We start from the raw sequence: 15,615 nt of genomic DNA on the forward strand, positions 1-15,615 counted from the left end.
TCGGGGGCTATATGAAGCGGAGGGGTTGGCCGGGGCGGAGTTGGGCGCAGGGGTTGACCTCGGGGTCGGTGAGGTAGGCGATGACTGGGTAGCCGCCGGTGACGGGGTGGTCGGCGAGGAAGATTACGGGGAGGCCTGAGGGTGGGATTTGGATGGCGCCCAGGGTCATGCCTTCGCTGGCCAGTTCGCCGGTGCGGGCGCGTTCGAGGGGTTTGCCGTCGAGGCGGACGCCGACGCGGTTGCTGTTGCTGCTGACGGCGTACGACTGGGTGGTGAAGGTGGTCCACGCGGCGTCGGTGAACCAGTCGCGGCGGGGGCCGGGGGTTACGCGTACGACGACTTCGCCGGCAGGCGGGTCCGCGACGGGGGCGAGGTCCACCCCGGGCATCACGTCGTACGAGCAGCCGACCGGCAGGGTCTGGCCGGCGGTGAGGGGTGCCGGGCCGAGGCCGGAGAGGAGGTCGGTCGAGCGCGAGCCGAGGACCGGCGGTACGTCGATTCCGCCGCGGGCGGCGACGTACGTGCGGAGTCCGGTCCGCGGCGGGCCGAGTCGGAGTACCTGGCCGGACCTGATCACGGCTGGTGCGTTGAGCGGGACGCCGGGGCAGGGTGCGCCGGTGATGGCGATGGTCAGGTCGGCGTCGGCGTGCAGTACGAGACCGCCGAAGGTGACCTCGATCGCGGCGGCACCGTCACGGTTTCCGACCAGGCGGTTGGCGAGTGCGTACGACGCGCGGTCGCAGGCGCCGGACGTGGGGATGCCGAGGGATGCCTGGCCGACTCTGCCGGCGTCCTGGATTGTTGCTAAAGGCCCCGTTTCGAGGATGGTGAGGCTGGTCATCCACGGCCCGCGTCGACGAACCGGACCCGGCGGCCCGGATGGAACAGAGCGGCGGGATCGCGCTCCTGGTCGAAGATCTTCACGTCGGTCCGCCCGATCAGCTGCCACCCGCCCGGCGATTCTCGCGGGTACACCCCACTGAACTCTCCGGCCAGAGCCACGGCTCCCGTCGGCACCTTCGTCCGTGGGGATTGACGTCGTGGGATGTCCCAGGTCGCGGACGACGTGAGGTAGCCGAAGCCGGGGGAGAAGCCGCAGAAGGCGACGGTCCACTCCTCGCCGGTATGCCGTTGGACGACCTCGGACACAGAGCAGTCAAGAACGAGAGCGACGTCCTCGAGATCCTCGCCGTCGTAGGTCACCGGAAGCTCGATCAGGTCCCCGACCGCGTGGGCTCCGTCAGCAGGTGTGACAGCGCGCAGGGCGCGAGACAGCGCGTCCAAACCCCCGGAGGTCGTGACCATGACGGTGCGGGCGGCGGGGACGATGTCGATGACGTCGGCAGGTGGTGAGGCGGTGAGGGCGGTGTAGTAGCCGAGGACCTGGTCGAGGGTGTCGAGTTCGACCAGGAGTGCGTGGTCGCCGGAAGGCAGGATCCGCATCACTGGGCGAACGGGCTCAACGTCACGCCCGCCCCCTCCATCGCGGACCTGACCCGGCGCGCGATGTCGACCGCTCCCGGCGTATCGCCGTGCACGCAGATCGAGGCAGGCTCGACCTTCAGGGTCCCACCCTCGATGTCGTGGATCGGCTGCCCGGTGGCCATCGCCGTACACCGCGCAGCGATCTCGTCCGCGTCATGCAGCACCGATCCGGCCTCACGCCGCGACACCAAGGTCCCGGAGGGCGTGTACGCACGGTCCGCGAAAGCCTCGTGTACGACGGGCAGCCCGGCGTCGGCCGCGAGTCGCAGCCACGCCGACCCGGGCAGGCCGAGCACCGGCAGCGACCGGTCGTAGTCGGCGACCGCGTCCACGACAGCCGCGGCCTGCTCGAGGTGGTGGCCGATCGTGTTGTACAGCGCACCGTGCGGCTTCACGTACCGGACCCGGTCACCGGCGATCCGCGCGAAGCCGTCCAGCGCGGCGATCTGGTACACGACCTCGTCGCGCAGCGCGGACGGCTCGATGTCGACGAAGCGCCGCCCGAACCCGGCCTTGTCGGCGTACCCCACATGGGCCCCGATCGCCACACCACGCGAGACTGCCCGCGCTGTCACTCGGCGCATGATCGACGGGTCGCCGGCGTGGAAGCCGCAGGCCACGTTGGCGCTGGTGACGACGTCCAGCAGGGCGTCGTCGTCACCCATCGGCCACGATCCGAATCCCTCGCCGAGATCGGCATTGAGGTCCATGAACACTCCTCCAAGTTAGAACAGGGCGACGATCGAACGAACGGCCAGATACACGGTGAGCAGCCAGGCCGCGCCACCAAGACAGAGCAGCCAGCGCGGGTAGCGGTGACCGCGGAGCAGGTCGGGACGCTGCCACGCCACCCAGAGAAGCACGCCGACGCCCAGCGGCAACAGCAGCCCGTTGAACGCTCCCGCGAACACGAGCAGCCGGGCGGGCGCCGTACCGACGGCCAGGAAGATCACCGTGCTGACCGCGATGAACAGCACGACGAGAACAGTCCTCGTCCCCTCCGACGTCTTCGTCCGCGAGGTGACGAACGTGACGGTCGTGTACGCCGCTCCGATCACGCAGGCGATCGAGGCCGCCCACAACACCACGCCGAAGGCGCGCAGCCCGACTTCGCCGGCCGCGTGCTGGAACGCCGATGCGGTCGGGTTGTCCGGATCGAGGGTCGCTCCACCGGCGACGACCCCGAGTACGGCGAGGAAGAGGGCGACCCGCATCAGGCCGGTGAGCAGGATCCCGCCGACCGCCGCGCGGCTGATGTCCCGGACGTACGGCGGCCCGGACACCCCGGAGTCGAGGAGCCGGTGGGCACCGGCGTACATGATGTAGCCGCCGATCGTTCCACCGATCAGGGTGGTGATGACGAGGAACTCCGCGTGGGACGGCAGTACGACGTTCCGCAGCGCCTGGCCGACCGGTGGGTCCGAGGTGATCGCGACGTACCCGGTGAGCAGGATGATCACGCTGCCGAGAGTGATCACCAGGCGATCCATCGCGACCCCGGCCCGCCGGGACAAGAAGATGCCGATGGCAATGACTGCGGAGAGTGCACCACCGAGCCGCGGATCCAGCCCGATCATGGCGTCGGTGCCGAGCCCGGTGCCGGAGACGTTGCCGATCGTGAACACGAGCCCGCCGGCGAACAGCAGTGCGGACATCGCCGTACCGAGTCTGGGCGCGACCAGGTTGCCGAGCTCCTGGGCCCGGCGCCCGGAGACGCCGATCACCCGCCACACGTTCAGTTGCACCGCGATGTCGACCAGCACCGAGACGACGATCGCGAACGCGAACGCCGCGCCGAGCGACACCGTGAACAGCGTGGTCTGGGTGATGAAGCCCGGCCCGATCGCGGAGGTGGCCATCAGGAACATGGCGCCGATCAGCGTCGACCGGTTGCCGGTCTTCATGACGTTGTCCGGCGTCTTGCGCCCGGCCGCGGGGGCGAGCCGGCGGGCATAGGGATTGGTCCGGCGCACCACCGGTTTCGTGGTGGGGCGGCGGGGAGGCTTCGCGCGGTACGGCCGCGAGGTGGGCATCGGCATGGCGGGGTCTCCTCGGTCGAACGGGCTGCTGTCGGGATCGACTCCATGGCTGTGAGTAACGAGTGATGACTCGAGCGTAGAGATTGTTCAACAATCCTGCAAGAGTCTTGTTCCACTAAACTTCCCCTCACCGCCTCGGGTGGGCGATGATGCGGAGATGAGCACGGGTGGGGCCGACGAGGGCCGGCAGGCATGGTTGCGGACAGTGGCCGCCGATGTCGCGCGGCTGGACCGCAGCAGTTCGGCCGAGCGGGCCGCCGACATCCTGCGCCGCAGCATCACCGAGGGCGCGTTGCCGCCGGGCGCTCAGCTCTCCGAGATCGAGCTGACCGAGGTCCTGGAGGTCAGCCGGAACACGCTGCGGGAAGCGTTCCGGCTGCTCACCCACGAAGGGCTGCTGGTCTACAAGCTGCACCGCGGGGTCTTCGTCCCGGAGCTGGACGAGCGGGACGTGATCGACCTGTACCGGCTCCGCCGCGTCCTCGAGGTCGACGTCGTCCGTGGTCTGGCCGAGCGCGACCCGGAGCTGCCGGCCGGCCGGCTCGAGCCGTTGCAGGCCGACGTCGAAGCCGCCGAGGCAGCCGCGCTCGTCGACCGCTGGCCGGCCGTCGGTACGGCGAACATGCGGTTCCACGAGCACCTGATCGGACTGGCCGACAGCACGCGGATGGATGCGATGACCGGACGCCTGCTGGCCGAGTTGCGGCTGCTCTTCCACGTGATCGCGACCCCGCGCGAGCTGCACGAGCCGTACATCGCGCGCAACCGCGGGCTGTACGAACTGCTCGAGGCGCGCAAGTACGAGCAGGCCGCGGCCGACCTGCATCAGTACCTGCTCGACAGCGAGCAGGGGATTCTCGAAGCATTCCGGGCCCGCTGATCCACCAGATGCCATAAGGGCTTGCGCGCCCCCGCCGTGACCTGAGTTGATACCTGTAACCGTCAGCTGCAAAGGGGAGCACAGCGCATGACCGACGACGACCGTACCGAGCAGACACCCAAGTCCTACCGCCCGATCGACGCGAAGGGGTTCCGGGAGTCCATCTCGCGCGGCTGGGGGCCCGTCGACCGATCCGTGACCGTGCCGGAGGGGCTTGCCGAGGCCGCGGCCGAGCACCGGAGCAAGCTGTCGGCGTCGCTGCCGGGCCGGCGGATCGCGATCGCGGCAGGGCGTGCACCGGTTCGTTCGAACGACACCGACTACCTGTTCCGCGCCGACAGCGACTTCGTCTGGCTCACCGGTTGCCAGGCCGAAGGCGCCGTACTGGTGCTGTCGGCCGACGGCGACGCGACGCTGTACCTGCGGGAGACCGCCGGGCCGGACGAGGCCGACTTCTTCTCCAACGCGCGCGACGGCGAGCTGTGGATCGGGCCGGTGCCGGGGCTGAAGGACTGGTCGGACGCGCTGCAGATCCCGTGCCGCCCGATCGAGGAGCTGCCCCAGGGCGTGCGCGGCGCCGTGCCGTTCATGCTGTCGGTGCCCGGTGTCGAGCCGATGCTGGACGCGCTGGTCCGGACCTCCCCGACGGACGGGAACTCGCTGCGTCAGACGCTGGCGGAGCTGCGCCGGATCAAGGACGACTGGGAGCTGGACCAGCTGCGGGAGGCCGTAGCGGCCAGCGTGCTCGCGTTCGGTGACGTGGCGAGCGAGCTGCCGGAGGCGATCCGGGGCGGCGGGGAGCGGTGGCTGCAGGGCACCTTCGACCGGCGCGCGCGGACCGCGGGCAACGGCGTCGGGTACGCCTCGATCGTTGCTGCTGGCAATCATGCGCCGGTGCTGCACTGGGTCCGCAACGACGGCCCGGTGAACGAGGGCGACGTGATCCTGCTGGACGCCGGCGTCGAGACCCGCACGCTGTACACGGCCGACGTGACTCGGACCTTCCCGGCCACCGGGGAGTACACCGCGGCCCAGCGGCAGGTGCACGACCTGGTGCACAAGGCCCAGTTGGCCTCACTCGACGCGGTGAAGGTCGGAGCGCCGTACCGCGCCTTCCAGTACGAGGCGATGCAGGTGCTGGCCGAGGGACTGCGCGACTGGGGGCTGCTCGACGTCTCGATCGACGAACTGCTCGGCCCGGACGGGCAGCAGCACCGCCGCTTCATCGTGTGCGGGACGGGCCACTACATCGGCCTCGACGTGCACGACTGTGACGCTTCGCGTCCGGAGGCCTACTTCGCCGGCGACATCGAGGCCGGGATGGCGCTCGCGGTCGAGCCGGGGCTGTACTTCCACCCGAACGACGAGACCGTGCCACCGGAGCTGCGCGGGATCGGAATCCGGATCGAGGACAACGTGGTCGTGCACTCCGACCGGCTCGAGATCCTCACCAAGGACCTTCCGATCACCACCGACGGCCTCGAGCAGTGGACGCGGTCCCACCTCGACGCGCGGTGACCGGACGACTCCGGAAAATTATCCGTCACAAGCAGTAACACTGACGCCCTCGGCAACGATGTAGCCAGCGGGGGAGGGTCGAACTCGGCCCGGCGCGTGGTTGTGGGGGGCCGCGAACCACGCGCCCGGCCGGGACGGCCCCGACTGGGGCCGTGGGGAACCCAGAATCCTGGGGCACGGGGAGCACGTCATGAATCTACGAGTGCGCGTAGTTCACTGCGGCGATCAACGCTGGTACGCCGACATCGACGACGCCGATGATCCGCAGCCCGACGATCCGTTCTGGTACGTCGACCACTGCCGATCCCAGCCGCAGGCCCTGGAGTCCGCCTGCGCCGAACTTCGCCTGCTGGCGGGCCGGATGGTCCGCGGCGACGAGATCAACCGTGTGCTCGAGGTGACCGGCGTACCGGTCTGAGCCACGCGGAACCCCGGGCCGGCGCTAGTTGGGAGCGCCGGCCCGGACTCGTCTCAGCCCACTGGTGGTACGGCGGGACAGCTGGCGCCTCGCTTCGGCACCTCGCGCGCGATCAGGTAGTCGTCGATCGTCGACTGCACACAGGGACTGGTCGTGTAGCTGCCGTGCCCCCAGCCCTCGTAGGTCAGCAGCCTGCCGTCCTTACCCAGCTGGCGTGCCACGCTCGTCGCCCAGTTGTAGCCGGTGGCCGGATCGTGGATCGCGTTGGCGAGCAGGATCGGAGTGTCCAGGCCGTGAACCTTCAACCGGTGCTGCGGGTTGGTGGCCGGTGGCTGCCCGAGGCACATCGACACAGCCATCAGCTGACCGGGGTAGCGCATGTCCGGGTTGTTCCGCGCCAGCCGGGCGAGATGACCTGCGTACTCTTTGTAGTCGCTGACCTGCAGGTTCCAGTCTTGGCAGAACACGGCCAGCGGGTTCGATGCCAGTCCGGGCGGGACCGGCGGCTGCGTAGTCGGCGGCGCACTGGCGTCTAACTGCTTCAGAGTGACCGCGAGCGCCCTCCACTCCGGGTCGTAGAGCTGGCGGAAGACAAAGAAGCTCAGGTTGAACGGCGTGGTCGCGACGTCCGGGTGCTGTGGGTCCGGCACCTCGCCGCGGTCGGCACGGGCCAGGAGGTCGGCCCACAAGGCATGGATGTCGCGCCCGTGCACCGCGCAGGCCGTTGCCGAGTCGCACCATTTCACGAACTCCGAGAACGAGTCCTGGGCCGCCTCGGCCTGGTCGTCGACGAACTCCTTCGCTGACGCCGCGCTGTGGTCGGCCACGCTCTCAAGCACCATCGCGCGCACCCGGCCCGGGTATGTCTCGGCGTACTGCCCGCCGAGCACGGTGCCGTACGAGCTGCCGTGGAACGAGATCGATGTCTCGCCGAGCGCCTTGCGGATCGCGTCGACGTCGCGCACCGTCTGCCACGTGTCGATGTGGTCGTAGACCGGCCCGGTGTGCTCGCGGCAGTCGGTCGCGAGCTGCTTGTTGTAGCGGATGGTGTCGCTGAAGGCCGTTGCGCTCTTGATGATCGGCGACGGCTGCTGGGCCAGCAGCGCGGCCGTGCACTTCACCGGGTTGCTGCGAGCCACACCGCGCGGATCGAAGCTCACGATGTCGAACCGGTCCTGCAGGTCCTCGCTGAACCGGAACATGCCGGTCTTGATCCGATCGACGCCCGAGTCACCAGGACCGCCCGGCCCCCACATCAGTACGCCGACCCGGTCGCTCGGGGACTTCGCCGTACGCCGGGCGATCGCCAGGCCGAACGTCGGTCCGTCCGGATCGTGCCAGTCCACCGGCACCTGCAGGGTCGCGCACTGCGATCCCTTCACTTCCGCGGGATCGTCCTTGCCCTCGGGCTTGCAGTCCGACCACTGCACTGTCACCGGCTTGGGTACATCGGCCGGCGCGGGCACCGCGGTCAGACCCGCCGCGGCGAATCCCAGGACCACACCCCACGCGGTGGTCCTGAGCACTTGTCTGGATGTCATCAGGGGAATCTCCTGTCTGGGGAACTCCCTCGATCCTCAGCAACCGTTTGCCTACGCACATCGGGGAGCAGCCCTCGACACACCCCGGGCCGGGCTTGGGGGACTTGTTAGGGTCGGGGCGATGACCGAGACGACTGTTGCCGCCCCGGCCGGCACGAAGAAACACGCGACCTGGTTCCGCACGGTGGCGATCGCCGAGGCGATCTCCTGGACCGGTCTGCTGATCGGCATGCTGTTCAAGTACGTGCTGTCCGACAACGAGCTCGGGGTGAAGATCTTCGGCCCGATCCACGGCGGCATCTTCGTCGTGTACGTGCTCACCGTGCTGCTGGTGCGCGGCCCGCTGCGCTGGTCCTGGCCGGTCACGCTGCTCGCGCTGGCGGCCAGTGTTCCGCCGCTGTTCACCTGGTTCTTCGAGATCTGGGGGGTGCGCACGGGCCGGATTGACGACGGCCGGGACACCGCCGTACCGTCCAGGGCGTCAGCTAATTCAACCGCCGCATGAACCCGTGCGGGAGAGTCCCGGGCGCGACCCGGGCGCCGTAGGAGCAACTCTCCCCAAGAATCTCTCAGGCACCTTCACCGCACGGGCGAGGCACCTCTGGAAGGCATCTGCCTGACAGAGCGGGGAGGACACCAAACGGTCAATGGCGACCGGAAGGAACCTCCACACGATGGCGATCAGCGTCTTCGACCTGTTCAGTATCGGGATCGGCCCGTCGAGCTCCCACACGGTGGGACCGATGCGCGCCGCCCGCACCTTCGCACTCGGCCTGGCCGACGCCGGCCTGCTGGCCACGACCGCGACCGTCGAGGCGCAGCTGTTCGGTTCGCTCGGGGTGACCGGGCACGGCCACGGCAGCAACAAGGCGGTCCTGCTCGGTCTCGAGGCCGAGGACCCCGAGACCGTCGTCACCCACTCGGTCGATGCGCGCGTCGAGACGATCCGCGAGCGCGGCCGGCTGCTGCTGGCCGGCACGCACGAGATCAAGTTCGACGAGAACGCTCACCTGGTGATGCACCGGCGCAAGGTGCTGCCGTACCACCCGAACGGGATGACGTTCGTGGCCCGGTCAGCGGACGGCGGCGTACTGCGGGAGCGGACGTACTACTCGGTCGGCGGCGGGTTCGTGGTCGACGAGAACGCGGCGGCCGGGGACCGGATCGTGCCGGACACGACTCCGCTGAAGTACCCGTTCACGACCGGCGCAGAGCTGCTCGACAGGTGCCGCGAGTCGCAGTTGCCGATCAGCGAGGTGATGCTCGCCAACGAGCTCGCCTGGCGAACCGAGACCGAGATCCACAACGGCCTGCTGCACATCTGGCAGGTGATGCAGGACTGCGTCCGCGAGGGCTGTGAGACCGAGGGCATCCTGCCCGGCGGCCTGAAGGTGCCGCGGCGGGCGCACGCGCTGCACCAGAAGCTGAGCCGCGATCCGTGGTCGGTGGATCCGCTCAAGGTGATGGACTGGGTGAACCTGTTCGCCCTCGCGGTGAACGAGCAGAACGCGTCCGGCGGGCGGATCGTCACCGCGCCGACGAACGGTGCGGCCGGCATCATTCCCGCCGTACTGCATTACTACCGGCGGTTCGTGCCGGGGGCGACCGATGACGGCGCGGTCCGGTTCCTGCTCACCGCCGGCGCGATCGGCGTGCTGTACAAGGAAAATGCGTCGATCTCCGGCGCCGAGGTCGGCTGCCAGGGCGAGGTCGGCTCGGCCTGCTCGATGGCGGCGGCCGGGCTGTGCGAGGTCCTCGGCGGTACGCCGCAGCAGGTCGAGAACGCGGCCGAGATCGCGATGGAGCACAACCTCGGCCTGACCTGTGACCCGGTCGGCGGGCTGGTGCAGATCCCGTGCATCGAGCGGAACGCGATGGCGTCGGTGAAAGCGGTCAACGCGGCCCGGATGGCGATGCACGGCGACGGGGTGCACGTGGTCACCCTCGACAAGGTGATCAAGACGATGCGCGAGACCGGCGCCGACATGAAGATCAAGTACAAGGAGACGTCCCGCGGCGGCCTGGCCGTCAACGTCATTGAATGCTGAACGCACCGGTCCCATGACGGAGCGGAATCCTACGCTCGCGTAGTGGTAACTCGAGTGCCGAAAAGTTGCGATCTAGTGTGGAATTTCTTCCAAGGTCTGTTTGAAGCGCTGGTGCAACAGATACTCTCCGGGACTTGTGAGACCGATCGCTGCCGTGGCCGCCCGCCGCCCGCCCTGGCAGAATCCGCAGCGGCTGCGACAGATCGCCGGCGTCGCCGGCGCACTGCTGCTGCTCTACCTTGTCCTGGTCCTGATCGCCCTCCTCGGCGGCCCGCGGCTCGGTGCGCCGTTCCTGCCGCTGCCCGGTGGCGGACCGAACCCGGCCAACCCGGTCGCCGGGCTCCAGCCCAGTCAGCCGACCAAGAACATCCCGACGATCCCAGGCGGCAGTACGCCGACCCCCGGTTCCACACCCGCGAGTACGCCGTTGCCGCCAGCAACCACCCCGGTGGAGACGACCGGCACGGGCGACCCCGTCGTCAACAGCGGCGTCAAGACGCCGTGCCCGACCCCGGTGGTCAAGCCCCCGAAGCAGGTCGCCGATCAGTACGATCCGACCACCCCGGTCGGCACCAAGCGGCCGCCGACGCACACCACCGCGCCGCCGCCCGACCCGACGACGAATCCTCCGAAGCGCCCGACCACCCCACCGCCCACGACGCCGGCGAACCCGCCGACGACTCCGGATGACCCGGGGACCCAGGACCCGGATCCGGACCCGCCGCTCACGCTCGGCGGCCTGCTCGGCGGGCTCCTGCACACGCTCGGGCTGTAGAAGCTCAGCCCTCCGGGGTCTCCAGGATGGTGTCGGCCACCAACGCGGGTGCGTCGTTCATCGGGACGTGCCGCAGTCGAGCAGCGGGATCACGCGGGCGCGCGGTGACGGACCGGGCCAGACCGAGTTGGCCCATGCGGAGCGCGACCAGGCCGCCCATCGAGTTGCCCGCGACATGCGGCCGGTCGACGTCGAGCGCCGTACAGAACGCGTCGATCGCGTAGGCGAAGGTGTCGAGTTCGTTCGGGATGCCGTCCGGTACGTCGGGAGATTCGCCGGAGCCGGGGAGGTCGAGGGCGATCACGTCGCGGTGTTCGGCGAGCCGGTCGAGCACGGGGTCGAAGGCCTGCCGGTGGTGGCCGATGCCGTGCAGGAGCAGCAGCGGCTCTCCGGCTCCCTTGCGGTGGTAGGCGATCTCCACCCCGGGACGCCGGCCACGGTCACGGATGCGATGGCGCTCATCACCTCATCGTGGCCGCGAGACGAGTTCCTGTCATCGTGACATGGCCGATGTCACATAACCTCAACGGACCTCAGTACGCTTCGACCTCGGTGGTCGACGCGTTCCCGTCGACGGTCGGTTCGAGGTTCACCTGCCAGGACTCGTTCCGGCCGAAGGAGCGGTCGAACTTCTGGAACGAGCAGCCGGCGCTGAACTGGCGACGCTCGGAGTTCCAGTCCGTGCCGCTCTTGTAGTAGATCCGGTACGTCCCGCCGATCCGGGTGATGGTCGCGGCCTTGTTCGCCTGGACGAACATCATCACGTGCGGCTCGCTGGGTGGGTCACCGTCGTTCACGACCGAGATCGCGACGTCGTTCGCCGTACCGTTGGTGACCTTCATCCGGCCGGTGCCGGAGTCGCCCTCGCGGACGAGGATCTTGCCGTTGTCCGGTCGCTCGTTGCCCGGTGCCGGGCCGGGATCGGGCAGCGTGGCGCCGAACTTCAGCTTGAGCTTCGTCAAGGCCGCGATCGCGCTCTTCAGATCGGCGCGCAGCGTCCGCTGGACCTTCTGCGAGGTGTAGGCGACTCCGCCGCAGCGCGCGTTCAGCTCGGCCTGGTCGGAGTCGGCCATCGAGACCGAGGCGGTGCCGAGGCTGTCCTGCAGCAGTTCGTGTCCGGCGATCAGGCGACTCGTCACCGTGAAGTCGGCCAGTCCCGAGGAGGCCTTGGTCAGCGACTCCGCCAGGCTCGTCATGGTCTGGGCCAGTGCCTCCGCGGTGCGCACCCGGGTCAGGCTCCGCAGGTCCTTCGCGAGGCTCTGCTCGATCTTCGTCAACTCCGCCTGGTACGCCGCCGTCCCGAGGGGCCCGGTCGGGGTCGACGAAGCCGGCACCGGGGACGACGCAGCAGCCGGCGTCGACGGCGCACCCGAGGCATCATCCTCGGCCGGACCACCACAACCAGCCACCAGCCCTAGCACCGCAATCCCGGCCCAGAGCACGCAGAACCGCTTCATGCACGTCCCCCCAGGTCGCCCCACAACCCTTGTGCCGCACAGGGTATGCGCACCAACCAGGTCCGGGCGAGTCGATCGCTAGCTTCTGGGAGCGGATCTAACGAACGGGAACGCGAGGGTGGCGCGGATGTTCTGGCCGGTGAGCATCATCATGACCCGATCCACACCGATCCCGAGGCCACCGGTCGGGGGCATCGCGTACTCGAGGGTGCTGAGGAAGTCCTCGTCCAGGGACATCGCCTCGGGGTCGCCGGCCGCGGCCTTGAGCGACTGCTCGGTCAGCCGGCGGCGCTGCTCGACCGGGTCGACGAGCTCGGAGTACGCCGTACCGATCTCCGCGCCGAAGGCAACCAGGTCCCAGCGTTCGGCCAGCCGCGGTTCGGACCGGTGGCTCCGGGTCAGCGGTGACGTCTCCAACGGGAAGTCGGTGTAGAACGTCGGGACTGTCGTGGCCGGCTCGACCAACTCGTCGTACAGCTCGAGGACGAGCTCACCCGCGGTCAGTTCGAAGGTCGTGTGTACGCCGTGCTCCGCGCACAGCTCCCGGAGTCGCTCGACCGGTGTGTCCGCGTCGATCGTCGTACCCACGGCCCGGCCGACGGCGTCGTGCACGGTGATGACGGGCCACTCGCCGGAGATGTCGATCTCGCTGTCCGGCCGCTGCACGACCGGCTTGCCGAACACCGCCGTCGCCGCCTCGATCAGCAGTTCACGAGTCAGCTCCCGCATCACGTGGTAGTCGGCGTACGGCTGGTACGCCTCGACCGAGGTGAACTCCGGGTTGTGGGTCGCGTCGGCGCCCTCGTTGCGGAAGTTCCGGTTCAGCTCGAACACCTTGCCCATCCCGCCGACACTCAGCCGCTTGAGGAAGAGCTCCGGCGCGATCCGGAGAAACAGTTCGGTGTCGTAGGCGTTGATGTGGGTCGCGAACGGCCGCGCGTTCGCCCCGCCGTGGACCGCCTGCAGCATCGGTGTCTCCACCTCGATGAACCCGCGCGCCTCGAAACCGTTGCGCAGGGCCCGCACCGCGGCGCTGCGCTGCTGCATCATCCGGAGCGAGTCCGGGTTCATGATCAGGTCGAGGTGCCGCTGCCGGACCCGCGCCTCCGGATCCGTGAAGCCCTTCCGCTTGTCCGGCAGCGGGTGCAGGCACTTGGCGGCCATCAGCCAGCTCGTCACCGCGATCGACAGCTCGCCGCGGCGACTGGTGACCACCTCGCCGGTGACGCTGACGTGATCGCCGATGTCGACAAATCGCCGCCACTGTTCGAGTGCCGTCTCGCCGCAGTCCTCGGTCGTCAGCATCACCTGAAGCTGTGCCAGGCCGTCCTGCAGCTGGGCGAACGAGAGCCCGCCGTGGTCCCGCATCCGCTTGACTCGTCCGGTGATCGACACGGTGTGACCGGTGCGGTGATCGGCCGGCAGGTTCGGGTGCAGCGCGCGCACCCGCTCCAGGGTTTCCGTCCGCGGCACACTGACCGGGTACGGATCGATGCCCGCAGCAACCAGCTCGACGAGCTTGGTCCGGCGGATCAGCTCCTGCTCGGTGAGCTTGCGATCAGGCAGAGCCGGTCGCAGCAGCTCCTCCTCCTGCTCGCGTACGGCGGTAGCGAAGGCGCCGCCGTCCGCCGCCATGATCGCGTGCCGCTCGGCGGTCGCCACGGTGTCGACCCGAGTCCAAGGCCTCGGCGCGGGCAGGAAGCCCTCTGCGGTCCCGGCTGCCAGCAGTACTTGCGCGAGCGACGCTCCACGGGAGTAGCAGATCAGTCGTGGGGACCAGCGCGGCAGGTACTTCTCGTTCGACTGGTACAGACTCTCCAGCTGCCAGAAGCGTGAGGCGGCGGTGAGCAGCGCGTTGGTCAGCCGCAGTACCGGCCCGGCCCCGACGCGCTCGGCATCGCTGAAGATCTCCCGGAACATCGCGAAGTTCAGCGAGATCCGGTGCAGTCCGAGGTCGCCGCACGCGTCGACCAGAGACGTGACCATGAACTCCATCAAGCCGTTCACGGACTCCGGGTCGCGCCGCATCAGGTCCAGCGAAACGCCCCGGACACCCCACGGCACGAACGACAGCAGGCCGCGGACCTCGCCGTCGGAGTCGCGCGCGATGACCATCACGCAGCGTGCGTCGGACGGGTCACCGAGCCGACCGAGAGCCATCGAGAACCCACGCTCGGTGTGCGCGCCACGCCACTTCTCGGCCAGGCCGACGTACTGCGCCAGGGTCTCGGGCGACAAGTCTCCGTGCCGGACGACTTCCGCGTGATAGCCGGCCCGCTGGACCCGCGTCACCGCCTGCCGGACCGGCCGCATGGTCCGGCCTTCCAGCGTGAAATCGGCGACGTCGATGATGGCCTCGTCACCCATCGACAGTGCGCGCAGGCCTGCGTCGACGTAGGCGTGCGCGGCCTCCTCGCCCACCGACAGGACAGCGGGCGACCAGCCATACGTGCGGGCTTCTGCGAGCCAGCGCTGGATCGCGCCGGGCCAGGCGAGCGGATCGCCGAGTGGGTCGCCGCTGGCCAGGCTGACTCCGTTGACCACGCGGTACGCGATCGCCGCCTGCTTGTCGGGGGAGAAGACGACCGCCTTGTCGCGCCGGGTGGCGAAGTACCCGAGCGAGTCGCGCTCACCGTGTTCCAGCAGCAGGCGCCGGACGTCGAGCTCCTCGGGCTGGGTGAGGTAGCGGACCCGGCGGACCGAGCGCAGGAAGATGGCGAACGCGATCACCAGCGTCGCGGCCGAGATTGCGCCGACCGTCAGGCCGATCCACCCGTGGCCCTCGTGCCCACCCATCCGGTTGCGGGACTGGCCGAACGCCGCGACGATCGCCCAGCCGATCTTCTCCCGCTGACCGGTCAGGGTCCTCGGGAAGATCTGCGTCAGCGTGATGCTGACCGCGATCGAGATCAGCATGCCGGTGACCAGGGCGCCGACCGCGAGTCGCCGGGTGCCGGGCGCCAGCCGGGCCGGGAACGCGCCGCGGATGGTCCACAGCAGCACGATGATCGCGATCACCACGACCACCTGGACGATGCCGAGCTCGAGGTCCTTGACCGTGGCCGGGCCGAAGTCGGACAGCAGTTCGGCATCGTTCGGGTTGGCCAGCCGGACGCTGGTGAACGCGACGGCCGCGGTCTGTGCCAGCAGCCAGAGGGCCTCGAAGACCCACAGCACCCAGAGCAACGCGGCGCGCTTGCCGCGCAGAAGCGCGCTACCGACGACGGCCAGGTAGACAGCCGGGAAGAAGGTGTGGCCGGCCGGGATGCCGAAGAAGTCGAACGCCTGGTCGACCCGCTTCACGTACGCCGGGGCGAACAGATGCAACGGGATCGCGATGAACGACCAGACCGCGGCCGCCACCACAACGCGTCCGACCCACACAGCAGCACGGTGCTGCCACGCGGGAATCACCTCGGCTTGTTCCGACCGCACGCAGCGATCATGCCATCAC

Annotated in this window: 14 protein-coding genes and 1 riboswitch; of the genes, 6 read left to right on the forward strand and 8 right to left on the reverse strand. The window is 69.2% G+C overall.

The window, feature by feature from the left end:
* Positions 1-7 precede the first annotated feature (7 nt).
* From E0H75_RS07670 to E0H75_RS07685, 4 genes are read right to left on the reverse strand one after another with little or no spacing between them, the layout of a single operon-like run.
* Positions 8-841: a 5-oxoprolinase subunit C family protein gene (locus E0H75_RS07670; protein ID WP_131512472.1), complete on the reverse strand. Its 834-nt coding sequence runs from the start codon at positions 839-841 to the stop codon at positions 8-10.
* A complete protein-coding gene (locus tag E0H75_RS07675) occupies positions 838-1,443 on the reverse strand; it encodes a 5-oxoprolinase subunit B family protein (RefSeq protein WP_131512473.1) in 606 nt (201 codons plus the stop codon). The genes E0H75_RS07670 and E0H75_RS07675 overlap by 4 nt, the downstream gene beginning before the upstream one ends.
* Positions 1,443-2,195: a LamB/YcsF family protein gene (locus E0H75_RS07680; RefSeq protein WP_131512474.1), complete on the reverse strand. Its 753-nt coding sequence runs from the start codon at positions 2,193-2,195 to the stop codon at positions 1,443-1,445. The genes E0H75_RS07675 and E0H75_RS07680 overlap by 1 nt, the downstream gene beginning before the upstream one ends.
* 15 nt (positions 2,196-2,210) lie before the next feature.
* Positions 2,211-3,524 carry an NRAMP family divalent metal transporter gene (locus E0H75_RS07685; protein WP_131512475.1) on the reverse strand — a complete coding sequence of 438 codons (1,314 nt, stop codon included), beginning with the start codon at positions 3,522-3,524 and terminating at the stop codon, positions 2,211-2,213.
* 157 nt (positions 3,525-3,681) lie between these two features.
* On the opposite strand from E0H75_RS07685, the gene E0H75_RS07690 reads away from it, so the two are divergent.
* The 3 genes from E0H75_RS07690 (at position 3,682) to E0H75_RS07700 (ending at position 6,340) form a co-directional block, all read left to right on the forward strand.
* Positions 3,682-4,404 carry a GntR family transcriptional regulator gene (locus tag E0H75_RS07690; protein WP_131512476.1) on the forward strand — a complete coding sequence of 241 codons (723 nt, stop codon included), beginning with the start codon at positions 3,682-3,684 and terminating at the stop codon, positions 4,402-4,404.
* A gap of 87 nt (positions 4,405-4,491) precedes the next feature.
* Positions 4,492-5,922: an aminopeptidase P family protein gene (locus tag E0H75_RS07695; RefSeq protein ID WP_131512477.1), complete on the forward strand. Its 1,431-nt coding sequence runs from the start codon at positions 4,492-4,494 to the stop codon at positions 5,920-5,922.
* A 190-nt stretch (positions 5,923-6,112) separates the two neighbouring features.
* Positions 6,113-6,340, forward strand: a complete 228-nt coding sequence (locus E0H75_RS07700) for a hypothetical protein (protein ID WP_131512478.1) — start codon at positions 6,113-6,115, stop codon at positions 6,338-6,340.
* A 53-nt stretch (positions 6,341-6,393) separates the two neighbouring features.
* Here E0H75_RS07700 and E0H75_RS07705 read toward each other — a convergent pair whose 3' ends face one another.
* Positions 6,394-7,881 carry an alpha/beta hydrolase gene (locus E0H75_RS07705; protein WP_131512479.1) on the reverse strand — a complete coding sequence of 496 codons (1,488 nt, stop codon included), beginning with the start codon at positions 7,879-7,881 and terminating at the stop codon, positions 6,394-6,396.
* A 121-nt stretch (positions 7,882-8,002) separates the two neighbouring features.
* On the opposite strand from E0H75_RS07705, the gene E0H75_RS07710 reads away from it, so the two are divergent.
* The 3 genes from E0H75_RS07710 (at position 8,003) to E0H75_RS07720 (ending at position 10,704) form a co-directional block, all read left to right on the forward strand.
* A complete protein-coding gene (locus E0H75_RS07710) occupies positions 8,003-8,386 on the forward strand; it encodes a DUF3817 domain-containing protein (protein ID WP_131512480.1) in 384 nt (127 codons plus the stop codon).
* Positions 8,384-8,476: riboswitch (glycine riboswitch) on the forward strand. (Overlaps the previous gene by 3 nt.)
* A 79-nt stretch (positions 8,477-8,555) precedes the next feature.
* Positions 8,556-9,929: an L-serine ammonia-lyase gene (locus tag E0H75_RS07715; RefSeq protein WP_131512481.1), complete on the forward strand. Its 1,374-nt coding sequence runs from the start codon at positions 8,556-8,558 to the stop codon at positions 9,927-9,929.
* A 136-nt stretch (positions 9,930-10,065) separates the two neighbouring features.
* Positions 10,066-10,704 (forward strand): hypothetical protein, encoded by a 639-nt coding sequence (locus E0H75_RS07720; RefSeq protein WP_131512482.1) that lies wholly within the window; start codon positions 10,066-10,068, stop codon positions 10,702-10,704.
* Positions 10,705-10,708: 4 nt separating this feature from the next.
* Here E0H75_RS07720 and E0H75_RS07725 read toward each other — a convergent pair whose 3' ends face one another.
* From E0H75_RS07725 to lysX, 3 genes are all read right to left on the reverse strand, one after another.
* Complete coding sequence (locus E0H75_RS07725) at positions 10,709-11,125, reverse strand: alpha/beta fold hydrolase (protein WP_202872856.1); 417 nt, start codon at positions 11,123-11,125, stop codon at positions 10,709-10,711.
* A gap of 112 nt (positions 11,126-11,237) precedes the next feature.
* A complete protein-coding gene (locus tag E0H75_RS07730; protein ID WP_131512484.1) occupies positions 11,238-12,161 on the reverse strand; it encodes a hypothetical protein in 924 nt (307 codons plus the stop codon).
* 78 nt (positions 12,162-12,239) lie between these two features.
* The gene (lysX, locus tag E0H75_RS07735) at positions 12,240-15,596 is read right to left on the reverse strand and encodes a bifunctional lysylphosphatidylglycerol synthetase/lysine--tRNA ligase LysX (protein WP_131512485.1); all 3,357 of its coding nucleotides are present in this window, start codon (positions 15,594-15,596) and stop codon (positions 12,240-12,242) included.
* Positions 15,597-15,615 lie beyond the last annotated feature (19 nt).

Source organism: Kribbella capetownensis (assembly GCF_004331485.1).
Taxonomy (GTDB): domain Bacteria; phylum Actinomycetota; class Actinomycetes; order Propionibacteriales; family Kribbellaceae; genus Kribbella; species Kribbella capetownensis.